Source organism: Microbacterium sp. Kw_RZR3, assembly GCF_029222405.1.
Taxonomy (GTDB): domain Bacteria; phylum Actinomycetota; class Actinomycetes; order Actinomycetales; family Microbacteriaceae; genus Microbacterium.
The window spans coordinates 1-2,521 of the sequence record NZ_JARHXC010000314.1; the positions used below are offsets into that span (position 1 = coordinate 1).

4 protein-coding genes are annotated in these 2,521 nt (G+C 69.1%); all 4 read left to right on the plus strand.

The features are described from left to right. A partial coding sequence (locus P2P98_RS17330; RefSeq protein WP_275801506.1) for a helicase-related protein occupies positions 1 to 934 on the plus strand: 934 nt, incomplete at its 5' end. A gap of 27 nt (positions 935 to 961) precedes the next feature. Next, positions 962 to 1,459, plus strand: a complete 498-nt coding sequence (coaD, locus tag P2P98_RS17335) for a pantetheine-phosphate adenylyltransferase (RefSeq protein WP_275801507.1) — start codon at positions 962 to 964, stop codon at positions 1,457 to 1,459. A 310-nt stretch (positions 1,460 to 1,769) separates the two neighbouring features. Next, a complete protein-coding gene (locus P2P98_RS17340; protein WP_058596518.1) occupies positions 1,770 to 2,264 on the plus strand; it encodes a DUF177 domain-containing protein in 495 nt (164 codons plus the stop codon). Positions 2,265 to 2,266: 2 nt separating this feature from the next. After that, positions 2,267 to 2,476 carry a 50S ribosomal protein L32 gene (gene rpmF, locus P2P98_RS17345; protein ID WP_013586329.1) on the plus strand — a complete coding sequence of 70 codons (210 nt, stop codon included), beginning with the start codon at positions 2,267 to 2,269 and terminating at the stop codon, positions 2,474 to 2,476. Positions 2,477 to 2,521: the final 45 nt, after the last annotated feature.

Here is a 2,521-nt window from a genome sequence, read left to right on the forward strand (position 1 = left end):
TCTCACGGCGACGCCGATTCCGCGCACCGTGGCGATGACGGTGTTCGGCGATCTCGACGTCTCGACGATCCGGACGATGCCGGCCGGGCGTGCCGGCATCCAATCGTTCGTCGCGCCCCTCGCTGAGAAGCCGAGCTGGTTCGCGCGCGTGTGGGATCGCGTGGCCGAGGAGGTCGCGCAGGGTCGCCAGGCCTTCTTCGTCTGTGCCGCGATCGACGCCGAGCAGCTCACGGCCGACGAGAAGACCGACGAGCCGGCCGATGCGCCCGACGGTGCGCCCGACGGTGCCGCGACCGCCGCTCCGAACGAGACCAACCGAACGCGGTGGGGCGTCGTCCAGGTCGAGGCCCTGCTGTCGCGCCTGCCGGCCTTCGCCGACATCCGGGTCGAGATCCTGCACGGCAAGATGCCGTCCGATGAGAAGGATGCCGTGATGCAGGCGTTCGCGCGCGGCGACATCGACGTGCTCGTCGCCACCACGGTCATCGAGGTCGGTGTCGACGTGCCCAACGCGTCGACGATGGTCATCCTCGAGGCCGACCGTTTCGGCGTCTCGCAGCTTCACCAGCTGCGAGGTCGTGTCGGTCGTGGCGGCCTCCCTGGCCTGTGCCTGCTCGTCACCGAGGCGGCGCCGGGCACCTCGTCGCGCGCGCGGGTCGACGCGGTGGCGGCGACGCTCGACGGCTTCGCGCTGGCCGAGGTCGACCTCGAACTGCGCGGCGAGGGCGACGTGCTCGGCGGTGCCCAGTCGGGCGTGCGTTCGTCCCTCCGCCTGCTGCGTGTCGTCACCGACGCCGACCTCATCACCGAGGCGCGCGCCGAGGGCGAGCGGCTTCTCGCCGACGATCCGGCGCTGCAACGGCATCCGGGGCTGGCGGCTGCGCTCGAGCGTCGTCTCGGTGTCGAAGAACGTGCGGCGCTCGCGAAGTCCTGAACGAGCAGCCGTCGGTAGGCTGGCGGCATGGACCCCCGGATCGCCGTTGTTCCCGGCTCGTTCGACCCGCCCACGCTGGGACATCTCGACGTGATCCGCCGAGCGGCCGGTCTCTTCGACCAGCTGCACGTCCTCGTGGTGCACAATCCCGGCAAAGAAGCGATGCTGCCGATCGCCCAGCGCCAGTCGCTGCTCGAGCAGTCGATCGCCGAGGCGGGTGTCGACGGCGACGTGGTCGTTGCGGCGTGGAGCATGGGGCTCCTCGTCGACTACGCGACCGAGGTCGGCGCGAAGGTGCTGGTCAAAGGCATCCGATCGCAGGTCGACGTGGCCTACGAGACGCCGATGGCGATCGTGAACCGGGATCTCGCGCACGTCGAGACGGTCTTCCTGCTGCCCGATCCCTCGCACGCGCTCGTGTCGAGTTCTCTGGTGCGCCAGGTCGCCGGTCTCGGAGGCGACGTGTCGCCGTACGTGCCTCCCGCGGTCGCGCGGTTCCTCGACACCGGCGCTCGCGGGATCTGACCGCCGCGATTCTCGGCGGGGCGGTTTCGCGGCGCGTTCTGCCAAGCGCGCGGTCGGCGCTCGCGCATAAACGCGATTCGCTCACGGAAACACGTGCAGCACGCGTTTCTGTGAGCGGATCGCGTTTATGGGTATGCCGGCGGGCATTTCGGCGGCTCCGCCCGCACGGCCGCTGCACCGACCGCGTGCGCGCGGCCGCGTCGTCCGGCCCCTCCCCAGGGCCGCCCGGGTAGCATGGACCCCCGTGAGAACCCACCGCCCCGGACCTTTCCAGCTCCCCGTGCGCGACATCGAGCGCAAGCCGGGCGAGATGCGCGAGCACAGCCTCGAGATCCCCGCGCCCGAGAAATGGGGCGAGGGTCTCGTCTCCGTTCCCGAGGCGGAGCCGCTCGAGCTCGAGGTGCGTCTCGAGTCGGTCCACGAGGGAATCCTCGTGTCGGGAACCGTCGACACCACTGCCACCGGGGTCTGCGGACGCTGCCTGATCGACATCGAGGAGCCTGTCGAAGTCGAGTTCCAGGAACTTTTCGCGTATCCTGGGGATGAAGCGAGTGACTTCGACGTTCAAGACGACCACGTGGATCTTGAAAATCTGGTCCGGGATGCCATTGTCCTGTCGCTTCCGTTCCAGCCGGTGTGTCAGCCGGATTGCCTCGGGCTCGACCCGGTCACGGGCGAGAAGCTGACGGAAAGCCCCGGCGACACGGAGCAGTCGTCCGTTGATCCTCGATGGGCTGCGCTCCAGCAGTACACCCCAGACGACGGCGATGCGCTCCGCGCCGCCCCCAAGACAGAGAAGAGCTAGACATGGCAGGTAACCCCCCGAAGCGGAAGGTCTCCCGCTCCAACACCCGTTCGCGTCGCGCGCAGTGGAAGGCCGAAGCCCCCGCGCTCGTCAAGACCATCGAGAACGGCAAGGTCGTCTACAGCCGCCCCCACCAGGCGAAGGTCGTCACCGACTCGCAGGGCACCGAGCTCTTCCTCGAGTACAAGGGCCGCAAGGTCGCCGACGTCTGATCGGCGATTCGTGACGCGTAACAACGTCGAGCGCTCAGCGCTCAC